Raw genomic sequence first — 14,678 nt, forward strand, 5'->3', positions numbered from 1 at the left:
CATTCGGACCCCCATGATCACACTCAAGAACGTCTCCAAGACTTACGGCAGTGGTGACAAGGCCGTGGTCGCGCTCAAGGATGCCTGTCTCACGGTTCCCCAGGGCGCCATTACCGGTGTCATCGGCCTGTCCGGTGCCGGAAAATCGACCCTGATTCGCTGCGTCAATCTGCTCGAACGCCCCACCGAGGGCAGTGTCGTGGTCGATGGTCAGGAGCTGACCGCACTCGACGACAGCGCCCTGCGTCGTGCTCGCCACCAGATCGGCATGATCTTCCAGCACTTCAACCTGCTGTCCTCGCGCACCGTCTTCGCCAACGTGGCCTTGCCGCTGGAACTGGCCGGAATCTCCAAGGCCGAGATCAGCCAGCGCGTCGAGCCACTGCTGGAACTGACCGGCCTGAGCGACAAGGCAAGCCAATATCCTGCCCAGCTGTCCGGCGGACAGAAGCAGCGCGTCGCCATCGCTCGCGCACTCGCCAGCCGCCCCAAGGTGCTGCTGTGCGATGAAGCCACCTCGGCGCTCGACCCCCAGACCACTGCCTCCATTCTCGAGCTGCTCAAGGACATCAATGCCAAGCTGGGCCTGACCATCCTGCTGATCACCCATGAAATGGAAGTGGTCAAGAGCATCTGTGATCAGGTCGCATTGATCAGCGGCGGCGAGCTGGTGGAAGTGGCAGCGGTCGGCGACTTCTTCACTGCCCCGCAGACCCGCCTGGGCCGCGAATTCCTCAATGAATTCCTGGAACTCGAACCACCGCGCGCACTGGTCGAGCGCCTGGAGGCGACTCCCGGCCCGCACACCCATCCAGTGGTCCGTCTGGCCTTCAGTGGCGACGCCGTCTCCACGCCGCTGATCTCGCGCCTTGCGCGTGAGTGTCAGGTGGACGTCAGCATCCTGCAGGCCAAGGTGGAATCCATTCAGGACCGCACTCTGGGCCTGATGATCGCCGAACTGATGGGCGACAGCGCCCAGACCCAGCAGGCGCTGGACTATCTCGAATCCCACGACCTGAAAGTGGAGGTGCTCGGCCATGTCACCCGCACTGCTTGAACTCGTCCTGTCTTCCACCCTCGAGACCCTCTACATGGTCGCGGTGGCAGGCCTGATCTCCGCGGCACTCGGCATTCCGCTGGGCGTGGCACTCTACACCTCGCGCCCGGGCCAGATTCTCGCGCGCCCGGTGCTCAACAGCGTGCTGAGCATCATCACCAACATCGGCCGCTCGGTGCCCTTCATCATTTTGATGGTGGCGATCATCCCGCTGACGCGCCTGATCGCCGGCAGCTCGATCGGCACCAACGCCGCCATCGTGCCGCTGACCATCGCCTCGATCCCCTTCGTCGCCCGTCTGATCGAAGGCGCCTTGAATGAAGTCGGCCCGGGGCTGGTCGAAGCCGCTCAGGCCATGGGTGCCACGCCGATGCAGATCATCACCAAGGTCCTGTTGCCGGAAGCACGCGGCGGCATCATCAATGGTCTGACCATCACCGTGGTCACCTTGATCAGCTATTCCGCCATGGCCGGTACCGTCGGTGGCGGCGGCCTGGGGGATCTCGGCATCCGCTACGGCTACAACCGCTTCGACCCGATGGTGATGCTGGTGACCGTGGTCATCCTCGTCGTCATGGTGCAGGGCTTCCAGAGCCTGGGCGACCATCTGGTGCGCAAGTCGAACCACAAGTAAGCCTCGCTTCATGAGCGGTGACTGATCCACCAGTGGCGATCGATCTACAAATCACATGGCTTTCGGTATCGTGACGGCTCATCACAATGAGCCGTCACTCATAACATCCCGCGGACCCCGCCGGTCACGTCGGATCACAAGGAGAACATCGATGCGCAACATGCTGACCACGCTTTCTTCCCCGCTGCGCCTTGCCGGTGCTGCCACCCTGCTCGGCGCCACCCTGCTGGCAGGCTGCGGCAACGACGCGTCCGACGAGAACACCCTCAAGATGGGTACCGTCGCAGGTCCGGAAACCGAGGTGATGAAGGTCGCAGCCGAGATCGCCAAGGAAAAGTACGACCTGAACGTCGAGATCACCGAGTTCACCGACTACGTGTCTCCCAACGCCGCTCTGGCCGATGGCTCGCTGGATGCCAACGCCTACCAGCACCAGCCGTACATGGAATCCATGGTGCGTGAGCGCGGCTACAAGTTCGCCAGCGCCGGCAAGACCTTCGTGTACCCGATCGGTGCCTATTCCGAGAAGTACGAAGACATCAGCGAACTGCCGGACGGCGCGACCATCGCACTGCCGAACGACCCGTCCAACGAAGGCCGCTCCCTGATCCTGATGCACGACCTGGGCATGATCGAGCTGACCGACAAGGACAACCTCGAAGCGACCCCGATCGACGTCGCCAAGAACCCGCATGACTACCAGTTCAAGGAAATCGAGGCTGCCCAGCTGCCGCGCATCCTGCCGGACGTCGACCTGGCCTTCATCAACAACACCTTCGCTCAGCCGGCTGGCCTGAAACCGGAAGACGCGCTGATCCGTGAAGGCGCCGAGTCCCCGTACGTCAACCTGATCGTCGTGCGCCAGGGCGATGAAGACAGCGAGAAGGTGCAGAAGCTGGTCAAGGCCTACCAGACACCGGAAGTCGAAGCCAAGGCCGAAGAGCTGTTCAAGGGCGCTGCGGTACCGGGCTGGAAATAAGCCTTCGAGCGCAAGCTGACAGCCGCATGACGCAAAGCGCCGACCCTGAGGTCGGCGCTTTTGCATCTGATTGATGAATCCCCCCATCACGTCCAGATGCCGACGCGGCGCAAGAGCGCGCGCGCAGGGCGTGCTTGAAACAGGCGACCCGCGACCGCATCCCTGCGTCACCGGCATCAACCCGCCATCCACTCAGGAGCCAACATGGCCACTCGTCCCGACTACTCACTGCTGGCCCGCCAGCTGGACGCCACGCTCGACACTCGCGACTGGCTGACCAACGCCTCCCAGACGGCTGCCTTCATCAACATGACGGTGGCGGACCTCAACTGGGCTGGCTTCTATGTGCAACGTCAGCCGCAGATCCTGCACCTGGGACCGTTCCAGGGTCAGCCGGCCTGCCACCCGATCCCCTTCACCAAGGGCGTGTGTGGCGCTGCCGCGACCCAGCGCACCACTCAGCGCATCGCGGATGTGCATGCCTTCCCGGGCCATATCGCCTGTGACGCCGCGTCGCGCAGCGAGCTGGTCATCCCCGTTCTCATCGAGCAGAACGGCCAGCAAGTGCTGTGGGGCGTGCTGGACCTGGATAGCCCCAGCCCCGAGCGCTTCGATGAAGAGGATCAAGCCGGCATCGAACGCCTGGTCGAGATCTTCATCGCCTCCAGCGATTTCGACAGCGTGCCCGCCTGATACGCCCATCAGGTGCTGACATCATGTCCTGCCGCCCGCCATGCCTCCTGCATGGCGGGCGGTCTGCGTTGCGGCGGGTCAGGCCTTTCTTGCATAGCCCTCGCACAGCCCCTTGCAAAGCCCCTTGCACAGCCCCTGGCGAGATGACACGTTAAGAGCTCTCTGACCCGACAGGAGCAGAACATGTCATCCCAGTCAACATCACATGACGCGTCTTCCTCAGCGCCTTCCTCATCTTCATCGACCGCTCATCCTGCCCCGCATGCCGAAGGCTCTCTCCAGAATCACGATGACGCCCACGCAGGGCTCGAGCAGGTCATCGCGCATCTCGAGCGCCTCAAGGCCTTCACGGCACGTACCGGCAATGACCTGGGCGCCAAGCGCACCCTGCTGGAAGGCTACTTCGCCGCCGATGCCAGCATTCTCGACACCGGCGTGACGCCACGCCTCGAGATGCTGCCGGGAGGAAACGGCGAGCGCCTCTGCGAGGTATTGCCCGCACCAGACGGCGCACCGACACCTGCACGTCGCCTGCTGTACGTGCATGGGGGTAGCTGGATCGCCGGCTCCCCCGCCGGCCATCGCCCGCTGGCCAGCCGTCTGGGCCGCACGGCGCGCGCCGAGACCTACACGCTGGATTATCGCCTCGCCCCTGAGGCGCCCTTCCCGGCAGGCCTGGAAGACGTACTGGCCGCATGGCACTGGCTGTGCCGCGAGTTTCCGGATGACCACCTGCTGCTGGCCGGAGACAGTGCGGGCGGCAACCTCACGCTCTCGGCCCTCAACGCGCTCAAGAGCGCAGGCGAGCGACTGCCGGACGCGGTGATCGCCTTCTCGCCCGCCACTGACCTCAGCTGGGGCAGCGCCTCGCTGTCGCGCAAGGCCGAGGTAGACCCGATCCTCGACCCCAATCTGCTGCCCTTCGTGAGCATGGCCTATGTGCAGGACGGTACCGACATGAGCGATCCACGCATCTCGCCGCTGGAGGGGAATCTGTTCGACCTGCCACCGACGCTGATCCAATGCGGCGAGGCGGAAATCCTGCTCGATGACAGTCGTCGCTACGCCGCGCAGGCACAGGATTGCGGCTCACCTGTCACGCTCAGCCTGTGGCCGGACATGCCGCATGTGTTCGTCGGCTTCGCACCGCTGCTCAGCGCTGCCAACGCCGCCCTCAAGGAAGCCGGTGACTTCCTCGACACCACGCTTGCCTGACAGCACGGCCAGCGCCAGCGCTTCTCGACAGGCGTGTCTGACGCGCACACGAAAACGCCCGACTCGATGAGCCGGGCGTTTTCTGGAATCTGGTAGGACCAGGCGGATTTGAACCGCCGACCTCCACGATGTCAACGTGGCGCTCTAACCAACTGAGCTATGGTCCTGGATGAGGCTGATGGATCACTGTCACTTGAAGTTTCTGCTTGGTAGGACCAGGCGGATTTGAACCGCCGACCTCCACGATGTCAACGTGGCGCTCTAACCAACTGAGCTATGGTCCTGTATCAAGTGGCGCGATGTTGCCATCGATGCCGATGCTGGTAGGACCAGGCGGATTTGAACCGCCGACCTCCACGATGTCAACGTGGCGCTCTAACCAACTGAGCTATGGTCCTGTGTCAGCAGCTGAATGAGGGAAGCGTTTGTGGTGCGAAGCGCTTTGCCCTGTCAGCGAGGACGTATTCTACTTATCTTCCGTTTTGATGCAACCCCCTGATGATAAAAAAATTTCTCGCCTGAGTAGCATCGCGATACTCGCCGTATGCGCCTTCTTTCAGGCGTCTCACCGGAGTCACCGATCCTCCCCCGAGAACGCGCGAGGCGGTGCCAGCCCATGCCGGCACCGCCTCACTTCTTTACGCCCTCAGCGCCGCGCAAGCGACATCACAAGGCAACGGGGCGTCAAAACAATACCCATCGCAGTCCCGCGGCCACAGCCGCCCCCAGCAAGGGGCCGGCGATCGGCACCCAGGCATACCCCCAGTCAGAACTGCCCTTGCCCGGAATCGGCAGAAGCCAATGCGCGACACGTGGCGCAAGATCGCGCGCCGGGTTCATCGCATTGCCGGTCGGGCCACCCAGTGACAGACCGATGGCCCATACCAGCGCCCCGATGAGATACGGCAATACCCGGTCAGTGATCAGCTCGCTGTTGACCATGCTGCCGATCGCGAAGACGAGAACCACCGTCGCGATCGCCTCACTGACGACATTCGCCAATCGGGAATCGACTGCCGGATCGGTACAGAAGACCGCACGCTTGCGCAGCGGGTCACGGGTCACCTTCCAGTGGGGGTAATACGCCGCCCACACCAGCACGGCCCCGGTGAAGCATCCCAGCATCTCCGCCAGCATCATCCTGGCCACCTCGAGCACGCTTGCATGCACGCCCAGCAGATACTTGGCGAGGGTGACCGCTGGATTGAGATCTCCGTAGGGAGAGCCTGTCGAGGTCGACACCAGCACCCCGACCATCACCGCAAAGCCCCAGCCGGCATTGATCATCAACCAGCTGGAACCGGTTCCCTTGGTCTTGCGCAGCATCGCATTGGCGACGACTCCGCCGCCCAGCAGGATCATGAGCGTGGTACCCAGAAATTCGCCCGTCATGACGTCAGTCCACATGCCAGATGACCTCCGTCACTTGTCCCCATCCACCACCCACTGTGTCTTCCAGCCCCGAGAGAGGTCGCGGCATCGCTCCCCCAGACAGGAATGTCGGCACACGGGCACAAAGACTTCGCCCCGTCGAGTGACGGGGCGAAGGAGGCGTTACATTGCCACAGCTGACGAGGTGGCTCCAGCCACTCGCGACAGAAGGGCTTACAGCAGTAGATTCCACATGCTGGCCGCGATCAATGCCCCCGCCAGCGGGCCGGCGATGGGCACCCAGGCATATCCCCACCCGGAGGCACCCTTGCCATGGATCGGCAGCAGCGAGTGCGCGATGCGAGGACCAAGATCACGCGCCGGATTGATGGCATAGCCCGTGGCGCCACCCAGCGACAGCCCGATGGCCCACACCAGCATGCCGACCAGATACGGCAGCAGGCCGGCACTGATCTTGCCGGAACCGACGATGGCGCCGATGCCGAAGATCAGCACCACGGTGCCGATCACCTCACTGAGCATGTTGCCCAACCGGCACTCGACCGCGGGGTCAGTACAGAACACCGCACGCTTGAGGCCAGCGTCGCCGGTACGCTTCCAATGCGGCAGATAGGCCAGCCACACCATCACCGCACCGGCGAAGCAGCCCAGCATCTGGGCGATGACATGACGCGCCACATCGATGAGGGTGGCATGCACCCCGAGCAGGTACTTGGCGAGGGTCACCGCCGGATTGAGGTCCGCCTGGGGCGAGCCGGTGGAAACGGCCACGAACACCCCGATCATCACCGCAAATCCCCAGCCGGTGGTGATCACGATCCACCCGGAGCCGTTGCCCTTGGTATCCGCGAGTACCACGTTGGCGACCACACCGCCGCCGAAGAGGATCAGGAACAGGCAACCGAGAAACTCGCCCGTCATGACGTCAGTCCACATGTCAGTGACCTCCGTCGCTCTTCACCCGTTCGACGGCTTCCAGCCAACCGGCATAGAGGCGCTCACGTTGCTCTTCCGCCATCTCCGGCGCGAAGGTGCGCTCGCAGTGCCACAGCTCGCTGATCTCCTCCAGACTTTCATACCAACCGATATGCAGGCCGGCCAGATACGCCACACCCAGCGCCGTGGTTTCCAGCACGCGCGGGCGATCCACCTTCACGCCCAGCATGTCGGAGAGGAACTGCATCACCCAGTTGTTGCTGACCATGCCGCCATCCACGCGCAGATTCGCGCAATTGATGGTGACGTCATCCAGCATGCACTCCTGCAGATCTCGGGTCTGATAGCACACCGATTGCAGGCCGGCCGCGACGATGTCGGTGATGCCGGTACCTCGGGTCAGCCCCAGGATCGCGCCGCGAGCCTGCGGGTCCCAGTGTGGCGCTCCCAGGCCGGTGAAGGCCGGCACCATGTAGACGCCGTGATCTGCGCTGGCCGCACGTGCCAGCGGCTCGGTCTCGGAGGCGTCGGAGAACAGCTTCAGGCCATCACGCAGCCACTGCACGGTGGCGCCGGCCACGAAGATGCTGCCTTCCATGGCGAAGGTCGGCTTGCCGTTGAGGCGATAACCGACGGTGGTGAGCAGACGGTTCCTGGACAGCTCCATCTTCTCGCCGGTGTTCATGATCATGAAGCAGCCCGTGCCATAGGTGCTCTTGCTCATGCCCGGCGTGAAACAGGCCTGCCCGACCAGCGCCGCCTGCTGATCGCCCGCCACGCCACGGATCGGCATTGCCGCCCCGAACAGCTGCGGATCGGTGGTGCCGAAATCATCACTGGAATCCAGCACTTCCGGCAGCAGGCATTCCGGGATGCCGAACAGCGCCAGCAGCTCGCTGTCCCAGCACTGATCAACGATGTTGAACAGGCAGGTGCGCGAGGCATTGGTGGCATCGGTCACGTGACGGGCCCCACCGGTCAGCTTCCAGATCAGATAGCTGTCGACGGTTCCGAAGGCCAGTTCGCCCTTCTCGGCGCGCGCACGCACGCCTTCGACGTTCTCGAGAATCCAGCGCAGCTTGGTCGCGGAGAAGTACGGGTCGATCAGCAGGCCGGTCTTGCGCTGAATCATCTCGCCATGGCCGGCATCGAAAAGCTCACGGCAGTACTCGTGGGTCCGGCGGTCCTGCCAGACGATGGCGTTGTAGACCGGTACGCCGGTCTTGCGGTCCCAGACGATCGTGGTCTCACGCTGGTTGGTGATCCCGATGGCCGCGACCTGCTCAGCGCCGATATTGGTATTGATCAGCGCCTGATGCACGGTGCGCTTCACCGATCCCCAGATATCATCGACGTGATGCTCGACCCAGCCGCTGTTCGGAAAGTGTTGCGCAAATTCTTCTTGTGCCAGTCCGGTCACCGCGCCTTCACGATCGAAGAGGATGGCGCGCGAGCTGGTGGTTCCCTGGTCAATGGACAGAATGTGGTTGGTCATCGTCAATATCTCCCGGTAGTCCGTTACAAGATGGCCCGCCCATGCCACGTTCAGCGGGCCATTTGAATGATCATGTTTCCGCTGGGAATCAGCTGGCGGTGCGTGCCGACATGCGAGCGCTCTCGAAGATCGTCAACGACAACAGGACGACCGCCATCACGCACGAGCCAATCAACAACATGAAACCACCATCCCATCCATAGGCATCTACCGTATAGCCTACCAAGGCACTGGCAGCGACAGAGCCGCCCAGGTAACCGAACAGGCCGGTGAAGCCAGCCGCGGTCCCTGCCGCCTTCTTGGGTACCAGCTCAAGCGCCTGCAGACCGATCAGCATGACCGGGCCATAGATCAGGAAGCCGATAGCGACCAGACACAGCATGTCGATTCCCGGATTACCGGCAGGATTCAACCAATAGACAGTGGTGAAGACGGCGACCAGCGCCATGAAGCACACCCCTGTCGCACCGCGGTTGCCCCGGAACAGCTTGTCGGACAACCAACCACACAGCAGCGTGCCGGGGATACCGGCCCACTCATACAGGAAATACGCCCAGGAGGACTTGTCGACGCTGAAGCTCTTGGCTTCCTGCAGGTAGGTCGGCGCCCAGTCGAGGACCCCGTAACGCAGCAGATACACGAAGACATTCGCCAGCGCGATGTACCAGAGCATGCGATTCTTGAACACGTACTTGACCAGGATCTCCCGCGTGGAGAATTCCTGTTCGTGGCTTTCATCGTATCCCGGCGGGTAGTCATTCTTGTGCTTCTCGATGGGAGGCAAGCCACAGCTCTGCGGCGTGTCTCGCATGGTCAGCAGGGCGAAGATCGCCACGAAGACGGCCAGCGCGGCAGGCACATAGAACGCGGACTGCCAGTCGTTGAACCAGGCCATGCCAAGAATGAACAGCGGACCGACAAGTCCGCCGCCGACGTTATGGGCCACGTTCCACACCGAGACGATCTGGCCACGCTCACTCTGTGACCACCAGTGCACCATGGTGCGACCGCAGGGCGGCCATCCCATGCCCTGCACCCACCCATTGAGGAACAGCAGCACGAACATGATGCCGATGCTGGAGGTTGCCCAGTCAGTGAAACCGAACAGGAACATGATGCCGGCAGACATCAGAAGACCGGCAGGAAGGAAGTAGCGCGGGTTGGAGCGGTCAGAGACAGCCCCCATCACGAACTTGGAGATGCCATAGGCGATCGACACGCCGGCAAAGGCCAGACCAAGATCACCACGGGAATAGCCCTGCTCCACCAGGGAAGGCATGGCCAGGGAGAAGTTCTTGCGTACCAGATAGTAGCCGGCATAGCCTAGAAAGATACCGAGAAAGATCTGCCATCTCAGTCGCTTATAGGTGTCGTCTACCTTGGCGTCGTGAAGCGGTGTGGCGTGCACCGCGGATTTGAATAAACCGTACATTCTGCTGCTCGCTCCTGATTTTACGACACCGACCTCTACACGGGCATAGCGACGCCTTGACAGACGCGCTTGGTGTTCGAATGCGAAAGTACAGGCTTCACATCGGTGTCACAATGCGAAAAGCACCGATATTCGCTAGACCTTTGTCTACACGAGCATGACAATCCTTGCTATTCAGTAAGTTATGCATGATTTCGTATAACTTCAACGGCTTGCACCCACCAGGTCAATCAGTGCTACCACTGGCGTCACCGCGAGCATGTATCAAAAAGAACATCAAACGAACATTCTGGATGGCACACCGCCCCGCCTCACCATCTACGGGGCACCTGGTCGAGCAGCAACCGCACGCAGGATCACGTTGCCTGCGCGACGGTTCAGAGCAGACGTCTTTTCACCGGACATGAGCAAGAGGACAGGATGATGCAGTCCAAGCGCCACCGCGCCATCGTCGAACTGATCACGCGTCAGGGCTATGCCTCCATCGAGCAGCTGGCGAGTCACTTCAAGGTCACGCCGCAGACCATTCGCCGTGATCTCAACCAGCTCTCGGAAGCCGGTGCCCTAAAGCGTGTCCATGGGGGGGCGGGACTTGAATCCAGCACGGTGAACACTGCCTACAGCACGCGCAAGACCCTGAACCTGGAAGCCAAGCGGCGCATCGCTCGCACCCTCGCCAACGAGATACCGGATCACGCCTCGCTGTTCATCAACATCGGCACCAGCAATGAGATGGTCGCCGAGGCGCTGTGTGATCATCACGGACTGGAAGTCATCACCAACAACCTCAACGTGGCAGCCATTCTCCAGCACAAGGAGGATTTCAATGTCATCGTCGCCGGTGGCATGGTGCGCTCCCGCGATGGCGGCATCATCGGCGAGGCCACCATCGACTTCATCAATCAGTTCAAGGTGGATTACGGCATCATCGGCATCAGCGGCATCGATGAAGATGGCTCGCTGCTGGAGTTCGACTATCAGGAAGTGCGTGTCGCCCAGGCGATCATCCACAACTCGCGCCAGGTATTCCTGATCGCGGATCACTCCAAGTTCCAGCGCAATGCCGTGGTGCGTCAGGGCAACCTGAGCCAGCTGGATGCGCTGTTCACGGATATCCAGCCTCCGGAAAACATTCTGAGACTGATGCACCAGCATGAAGTGGCCTTGCATGTTGCGGTATCCGACGAGGCCGGGAACGCCTGATCCACGGCGCAGAGCGCCCAGCCACGCGGAACGCCTGTCGTCTCGCCATCCCCTTCCTCATCGTTGAGTCATTTCCCACGTCAAGCCGTGCGTCATGCCGTGGCGTGGGTTGCCGCTCTTCTTCTCTTCTTCTCTTTTTCTCTTCTTCCTAGCCTGCTCCTCCTCGGCTCTCTTCTCATCCTCCTGCTCAGCAAGCTCCCCTTGCATCGGGCATCTCGCCTTGCGGTGCGCCGGCAGGCTGCAGAAAAGCCCGTCGGCCAGTGCCCCGAGCGCATGGGCGAAGAGGCAGATCTTCATCCGACTGTCATATCCCGCATCGACACTGTGAAAAATGTTCAGGCAGGACAACAGGTTGAACATGGTGCAATGCCGGGTCGCTTGTTCGAGCCCATTATGCGCACTTTCGAAAATCGAGATGCCACAAGAATCACCTTGATGTTCGACTTTCACTAAGCTATGTTCACTTTCGAAACTTATCACGCGCACCGAACCGGTGCCGCCCCATCTCGATCTCCCCGGTAGCGCCGGGCACGTGCAGGAGCAGCCCATGTCCCGCGACAACGACGCACTTATCGACCTCTTCATCATCGGCGGTGGCATCAATGGTGCCGGTATCGCCAATGACGCCAGCGGGCGCGGCCTGAGCGTGGCACTGTGCGAGCAGAATGATCTGGCCAGCGCCACCTCTTCCGCCAGCAGCAAGCTGATCCATGGCGGCCTGCGCTACCTGGAACACTACGAGTTCCGGCTGGTACGTGAAGCCCTGCAGGAGCGTGAAGTGCTGCTCAAGAAGGCACCGCACATCATCTGGCCCCTGCGCTTTATCCTGCCGCACCAGCCACATCTGCGTCCGGCCTGGATGATCCGCGCCGGCCTGTTCCTGTATGACCACATCGGCAAGCGAGAGACCCTGCCAGCCTCCAAGGGGCTCAAGTTCGGTGAGCAGAGCCCCTTGGTCAGCGAGATCACCCAGGGCTTCGAATATTCCGACTGCTGGGTGGATGATGCGCGCCTGGTCATCACCAACGCGCTTCAGGCTCAGGAGCAAGGCGCGGAGATCATGACGCGCACTCGCTGCGTCGGGGCACGCGACGTGAACGGGCATTGGGAGCTGACGCTGGAGAACATCGACAGCGGTGAGACCTTCACCCGCCACGCCCGCACATTGGTGAATGCCGCCGGACCGTGGGTGGAGTCCTTCATCAAGGGTGCCACCGAGCGCACGCCGCGCTACGGCATCCGCATGATCCAGGGCAGCCACCTGATCGTGCCGCGCCTCAATACCGATGATCGCGCCTTCATCCTGCAGAACAAGGACAAGCGCATCGTCTTCGTGCTGCCCTATCAGGAAGACTTCAGCCTGGTCGGCACCACGGACGTGCGCTACAAGGGCGACCCCTCCGAGGTGGCCTGCTCCAGCGATGAAACCGACTACATGCTCGAGGTGGTCAACCATCACTTCAAGCGCAAGCTGAGCCGCGATGACGTCATCTCCTCCTTCTCCGGCGTACGCCCGCTGTGCGATGACGAGTCAGCCGACCCGTCAGCGATGACCCGCGACTACACCTTGCACCTGGATGACAGCGGCGCGCCGATGCTGTCCATCTTCGGTGGCAAGATCACCACCTATCGCAAGCTGGCCGAATCCGCGCTGGAAGATCTGAAGCCGCTGCTGCCCAACATGGGTGAGCCGTGGACCCACGAGAAGGCCTTGCCGGGGGGAGACATCGAGAGCCGCGCGGCCTTCACTCGCCAGCTGGTCCGCGACTTCCCGTTCCTGGGAGAGGCTCGCGCCAGACGCCTGGCTTCCAGCTATGGCAGCCTGTGCCTGCACTTCCTCGACGGCAAGAAGAGCGAAGCCGAGCTTGGCGAAGACTTCGGTGCCGGCCTGAGCGCCGCCGAGATCGATTACCTGGTCGAGCGTGAGTGGGCACATGAGGTACAGGATGTGGTGTGGCGGCGTACCAAGCTGACCCTGCGCCTGAGCGATGAGCAGAAGGCCCGTATCGGCGAGTACCTCAAGGAACGCCTGATGGCGCACGCCGCCTGACGCATCGCTGATTCATCTGCTCGCGACATCAGAATGCCCGCCCTCCTGACTGGAGGGCGGGCTTTCTGTCGTTTACTCGCAGATTCTTGCCTGCTGACTCTTGCCTGCTGACGCTTGCTGTCGGCCTTGCGGGGGCACGCTTACTGGATGCCGCCCTCGGTCAGCTTGGCCGGGTCCAGCAGACGCTCCAGCGTCTCACGGTCGAGATCCGTCTCCTCCTCGGCCACCTCGAGGATCGGCCGGCCGGCCTGATAGGCCACCTTGGCGATACGTGCGGCCTCGTTGTAACCGATCACCGGATTGAGTGCCGTGACCAGAATCGGGTTCCTGGCCAGCGGCGCTTCGATGTTGTCCCGCCGCACCGTGAAGGTGGCAATGGCCTTGTCCGCCAGCAGGCGGCTGACATTGGCGCTCAGCGTGATCGAGGACAGCAGATTGTTGGCGATCAACGGCAGCATGACATTGAGCTGGAAGTTGCCGCTCTGACCGGCGATGCCGATGGTGGCATCGTTGCCCATCACCTGGGCAGCCACCTGGGCGGCGGCTTCCGGAATCACCGGATTGACCTTGCCCGGCATGATGGAGCTGCCCGGCTGCAAGGCCTCAAGCTCGATCTCGCCCAGCCCGGCCAACGGCCCGGAGTTCATCCAGCGCAGGTCATTGCTGATCTTCATCATCGCCACGGCGTAGGTCCGCAGGTGGCCGGAAAGCTCGACCGCGGAATCCTGACAAGACAGCGCCGCGAAGAAGCTGTCGGCCGGACGGAAGGCGTGCCCGGTCTGAAGCGAAAGGCGCTTGGCCATGCGTTCGGCAAACTCGGGATGCGCGTTGATGCCACTGCCGACGGCCGTGCCGCCCTGGGCGAGACGCTCGAGACGCGGCAGCGACTCCTCGATGCGCTCGATGGCCTGTGCCACCTGGGATTGCCATGCCCCCAGCTCCTGACTCAGACGAATCGGCATCGCGTCCATCAGGTGGGTGCGGCCGGTCTTGACGACATCATCGACCTCCGCCGCCTTGCTCGCGATCACGTCGTGCAGATGACGCAGTGCAGGCAGCAAGGTATCGGTGACGGCAATGACCGCCGACAGGTGAATCGCCGTCGGGATGACATCGTTGCTGGACTGCCCCATGTTGACGTGGTCATTGGCGCCGACCTTGAGGTCGCTGTTCTCGCTTTCCAGCTGGGCATTGGCCAGATGCGTCAGCACTTCATTGACGTTCATGTTGGTCGAGGTGCCGGAACCGGTCTGGAAGACATCGACCGGGAACTGATCCGCATGCTCGCCATCGATGATCTGGCGCGCCGCCTTGACGATGGCACCGGCACGCGCCTCATCCAGCAACTCGAGGTCGAGATTGACCTCTGCCGCGGCAAGCTTGATGCGCGCCACCGCCTGGATGAACGGTGCCGGCAAAGGCTGGCCGCTGACCGGGAAGTTGTCCACCGCACGCTGGGTCTGCGCCCCGTAGAGTGCACTGACCGGCACCTCGAGTTCGCCCATGCTGTCCTGTTCGCGACGGGTCTGGCTGCTCATGCAATGACTCCCTGTGATGACACCAGGCAGCGGCTCGTGTGACTGGCGCTGCCG

13 protein-coding genes and 3 tRNA genes are annotated in these 14,678 nt (G+C 62.3%); 7 read left to right on the forward strand and 9 right to left on the reverse strand.

Annotation, left to right across the window (positions count from 1 at the left end; all coding sequences use genetic code 11):
- Nucleotides 1-13 precede the first annotated feature (13 nt).
- The 5 genes from HXS65_RS05230 (at nt 14) to HXS65_RS05250 (ending at nt 4,578) form a co-directional block, all read left to right on the forward strand.
- Complete coding sequence (locus tag HXS65_RS05230; protein WP_176493398.1) at nt 14-1,057, forward strand: methionine ABC transporter ATP-binding protein; 1,044 nt, start codon at nt 14-16, stop codon at nt 1,055-1,057.
- Entirely contained in the window at nt 1,038-1,691 is a 654-nt protein-coding gene (locus HXS65_RS05235) for a methionine ABC transporter permease (RefSeq protein WP_077374591.1), read from the forward strand. Before HXS65_RS05230 ends, HXS65_RS05235 begins: the two co-directional genes overlap by 20 nt.
- 160 nt (nt 1,692-1,851) lie before the next feature.
- Nucleotides 1,852-2,670, forward strand: coding sequence for a MetQ/NlpA family ABC transporter substrate-binding protein (locus HXS65_RS05240; protein WP_077375588.1), 819 nt, complete (start codon nt 1,852-1,854; stop codon nt 2,668-2,670).
- A 204-nt stretch (nt 2,671-2,874) separates the two neighbouring features.
- The gene (locus HXS65_RS05245; protein WP_077374593.1) at nt 2,875-3,363 is read left to right on the forward strand and encodes a GAF domain-containing protein; all 489 of its coding nucleotides are present in this window, start codon (nt 2,875-2,877) and stop codon (nt 3,361-3,363) included.
- A gap of 183 nt (nt 3,364-3,546) precedes the next feature.
- Nucleotides 3,547-4,578, forward strand: coding sequence for an alpha/beta hydrolase (locus HXS65_RS05250; protein WP_176493399.1), 1,032 nt, complete (start codon nt 3,547-3,549; stop codon nt 4,576-4,578).
- A 90-nt stretch (nt 4,579-4,668) separates the two neighbouring features.
- On the opposite strand, the gene HXS65_RS05255 is transcribed toward HXS65_RS05250, so the two are convergent.
- The 7 genes from HXS65_RS05255 to glpT all read right to left on the reverse strand — a co-directional run bounded on the left by HXS65_RS05255 (nt 4,669) and on the right by glpT (nt 9,833).
- Nucleotides 4,669-4,745, reverse strand: a tRNA-Val gene (locus HXS65_RS05255).
- A gap of 40 nt (nt 4,746-4,785) precedes the next feature.
- Nucleotides 4,786-4,862, reverse strand: a tRNA-Val gene (locus tag HXS65_RS05260).
- Nucleotides 4,863-4,899: 37 nt separating this feature from the next.
- A tRNA-Val gene (locus tag HXS65_RS05265) sits at nt 4,900-4,976 on the reverse strand.
- A 286-nt stretch (nt 4,977-5,262) separates the two neighbouring features.
- A complete protein-coding gene (locus tag HXS65_RS05270) occupies nt 5,263-5,985 on the reverse strand; it encodes an MIP/aquaporin family protein (RefSeq protein WP_176493400.1) in 723 nt (240 codons plus the stop codon).
- Nucleotides 5,986-6,183: 198 nt separating this feature from the next.
- Entirely contained in the window at nt 6,184-6,906 is a 723-nt protein-coding gene (locus HXS65_RS05275) for an MIP/aquaporin family protein (protein ID WP_077374599.1), read from the reverse strand.
- A gap of 1 nt (nt 6,907) precedes the next feature.
- Nucleotides 6,908-8,401, reverse strand: coding sequence for a glycerol kinase GlpK (gene glpK / locus HXS65_RS05280; protein ID WP_176493401.1), 1,494 nt, complete (start codon nt 8,399-8,401; stop codon nt 6,908-6,910).
- An 88-nt stretch (nt 8,402-8,489) separates the two neighbouring features.
- Entirely contained in the window at nt 8,490-9,833 is a 1,344-nt protein-coding gene (glpT, locus tag HXS65_RS05285) for a glycerol-3-phosphate transporter (protein WP_077374603.1), read from the reverse strand.
- Nucleotides 9,834-10,253: 420 nt separating this feature from the next.
- Here glpT and HXS65_RS05290 point away from each other — a divergent pair, with 420 nt between their 5' ends.
- The gene (locus tag HXS65_RS05290; protein WP_084208138.1) at nt 10,254-11,036 is read left to right on the forward strand and encodes a DeoR/GlpR family transcriptional regulator; all 783 of its coding nucleotides are present in this window, start codon (nt 10,254-10,256) and stop codon (nt 11,034-11,036) included.
- Between the two features lie 57 nt (nt 11,037-11,093).
- On the opposite strand, the gene HXS65_RS05295 is transcribed toward HXS65_RS05290, so the two are convergent.
- Complete coding sequence (locus tag HXS65_RS05295; protein ID WP_176493402.1) at nt 11,094-11,486, reverse strand: hypothetical protein; 393 nt, start codon at nt 11,484-11,486, stop codon at nt 11,094-11,096.
- A 97-nt stretch (nt 11,487-11,583) separates the two neighbouring features.
- Between HXS65_RS05295 and glpD the strand changes: the two genes are divergently transcribed.
- Entirely contained in the window at nt 11,584-13,086 is a 1,503-nt protein-coding gene (glpD, locus tag HXS65_RS05300; RefSeq protein WP_084208136.1) for a glycerol-3-phosphate dehydrogenase, read from the forward strand.
- Between the two features lie 140 nt (nt 13,087-13,226).
- On the opposite strand, the gene HXS65_RS05305 is transcribed toward glpD, so the two are convergent.
- Complete coding sequence (locus tag HXS65_RS05305) at nt 13,227-14,624, reverse strand: aspartate ammonia-lyase (protein ID WP_077374611.1); 1,398 nt, start codon at nt 14,622-14,624, stop codon at nt 13,227-13,229.
- Nucleotides 14,625-14,678: the final 54 nt, after the last annotated feature.

The sequence above is a fragment of the Cobetia sp. 5-25-4-2 genome (assembly GCF_013374075.1).
Taxonomy (GTDB): domain Bacteria; phylum Pseudomonadota; class Gammaproteobacteria; order Pseudomonadales; family Halomonadaceae; genus Cobetia; species Cobetia marina.

Bases quoted from the DNA above. Each gene is read 5' to 3' on its own strand.
- HXS65_RS05250 (WP_176493399.1), top strand. From the start codon at position 3,547: ATGTCATCCCAGTCAACATCACATGACGCGTCTTCCTCAGCGCCTTCC.
- HXS65_RS05290 (WP_084208138.1), top strand. From the start codon at position 10,254: ATGATGCAGTCCAAGCGCCACCGCGCCATCGTCGAACTGATCACGCGT.
- glpT (WP_077374603.1), bottom strand. From the start codon at position 9,833: ATGTACGGTTTATTCAAATCCGCGGTGCACGCCACACCGCTTCACGAC.
- HXS65_RS05245 (WP_077374593.1), top strand. From the start codon at position 2,875: ATGGCCACTCGTCCCGACTACTCACTGCTGGCCCGCCAGCTGGACGCC.
- HXS65_RS05235 (WP_077374591.1), top strand. From the start codon at position 1,038: ATGTCACCCGCACTGCTTGAACTCGTCCTGTCTTCCACCCTCGAGACC.
- HXS65_RS05275 (WP_077374599.1), bottom strand. From the start codon at position 6,906: ATGTGGACTGACGTCATGACGGGCGAGTTTCTCGGTTGCCTGTTCCTG.
- HXS65_RS05270 (WP_176493400.1), bottom strand. From the start codon at position 5,985: ATGTGGACTGACGTCATGACGGGCGAATTTCTGGGTACCACGCTCATG.
- glpD (WP_084208136.1), top strand. From the start codon at position 11,584: ATGTCCCGCGACAACGACGCACTTATCGACCTCTTCATCATCGGCGGT.
- HXS65_RS05230 (WP_176493398.1), top strand. From the start codon at position 14: ATGATCACACTCAAGAACGTCTCCAAGACTTACGGCAGTGGTGACAAG.
- glpK (WP_176493401.1), bottom strand. From the start codon at position 8,401: ATGACCAACCACATTCTGTCCATTGACCAGGGAACCACCAGCTCGCGC.
- HXS65_RS05240 (WP_077375588.1), top strand. From the start codon at position 1,852: ATGCTGACCACGCTTTCTTCCCCGCTGCGCCTTGCCGGTGCTGCCACC.
- HXS65_RS05305 (WP_077374611.1), bottom strand. From the start codon at position 14,624: ATGAGCAGCCAGACCCGTCGCGAACAGGACAGCATGGGCGAACTCGAG.